Source organism: Poseidonocella sp. HB161398 (genome assembly GCF_005870025.1).
In the GTDB taxonomy this organism is placed as follows: domain Bacteria; phylum Pseudomonadota; class Alphaproteobacteria; order Rhodobacterales; family Rhodobacteraceae; genus Mangrovicoccus.
Genome location: NZ_VATA01000219.1, coordinates 1 through 1409 on the forward strand (window position 1 = coordinate 1; position 1409 = coordinate 1409).

A 1409-nucleotide genomic window follows, 5' to 3' on the forward strand; every position below is an offset into this window, starting at 1 on the left:
GCCGCCGCGAGGTCCGTCTCGATCAGCCGTAGCATCTCGACGAATTGCGAGAAGACCAGGACGCGGCGGCCCTCGGCGACGAGCTCTGACAGGAGCTCGCGCAGGCGGGCGCGCTTGGCGCTGTCGGCCACCGCGCGGGCGGCCGCGGTCTTGACCAGCGCCGGGTCGCAGCAGACCTGCCGCAGCTTGAGGAGCGCGTCGAGCACGGTGATCCGCGCCGCGCCCAGCCCGCGCGCGGAAATCGCCTCGCGCACGCGGGCATCCATCGCGCTGCGCACGGTCTCGTAGAGCGCCTGCTGGGCTTTCGGCAGCTCGACCCGCTCGAGGATCTCGGTCTTTGGCGGCAGTTCGGCGGCGACCTGTTCCTTGGTGCGGCGGAGAAGGAACGGCCGCAGCCGCCGGTTCAGCCTGGCCTGGGCCGCCCGGTCGCCCTGCTTCTCGATCGGGGTGCGGAACAGCGCCTGGAATGTCCTGCGGTCTCCGAGCAGCCCGGGATTGACCCAGTCGGCGAGCGTCCAGAGATCGGCCAGGGAATTCTCCAGCGGCGTGCCGGTCAGGGCCAGGCGCCCCGCCGCGGGGATGTCGCGGAGGGTCTTGGCCATCTGCGACGCGGGGTTCTTCAGGGTCTGCGCCTCGTCGAGGATCGCCAGCGGCCAGTCGCGCGCCGCCAGCCAGCCGCGGTCGCGCGCCAGGAGCGGGTAGGTCGTCAGCACCAGGTCGGCTTCCCCGGCCGCCTCCCGCCGGGCGGCGCGGTCCGGCCCGTGCAGGGTGACGAGCTGCAGCCCGGGCGCGAACTGCGCCGCCTGCGCTTGCCAGCCATGGATCAGGCTCGTCGGCACGATGAGCAGCGCCGGTCCCGCCGCCCCGGTCTCCTTCCGCGCCAGCAGCAGCGCCAGGGCCTGCAGCGTCTTGCCGAGTCCCATGTCGTCGGCGAGGATGCCGCCGAACCCTGCCGCCAGCAGGCTGCCCATCCAGTTGGCGCCCTGGGCCTGGTAGCCGCGCAGCTGGGCCGTCAGCCCCTCGGGCGGGCGGATCGCGTCCGTGTCGGCCAGTGCCTGGAGGCTGCGGGCCAGCGGCAGGATCCCGGCATGGTCGGCGAAGCGGACAGAGCTGCCCTCCAGCGCCTCCTCGGCCAGCCGGGCGACCTCGGCATCCGAAGGATGCAGCGCGCCGAGTTCGGCATGGTGCGACAGGAAGAGGTGCAGGAGCGGCGCCAGCGGGCTCAGATCCAGCGCGGCGTAGCCGTCCTTGCCGCGGTCGAGATACACGGGGCGGCCGGCCAGATGCGCCGCCAGGGCGGCGGCGTCCGCGAAGGCGCCGGGCTCGCCGCGGGCCTGTTCGAGGAAGGCGGCGATGAGCGGGGCGACATCCACCGCCTGCCCGCCGATCTCGGCGCGGAAGCCGAGCGA

1 protein-coding gene is annotated in these 1409 nt (G+C 73.9%); it reads right to left on the reverse strand.

All coding sequences use genetic code 11. From position 1 onward, the window contains the following. A partial coding sequence (locus FGX59_RS36880; protein WP_240722886.1) for a DEAD/DEAH box helicase occupies positions 1 to 1409 on the reverse strand: 1409 nt, incomplete at both ends.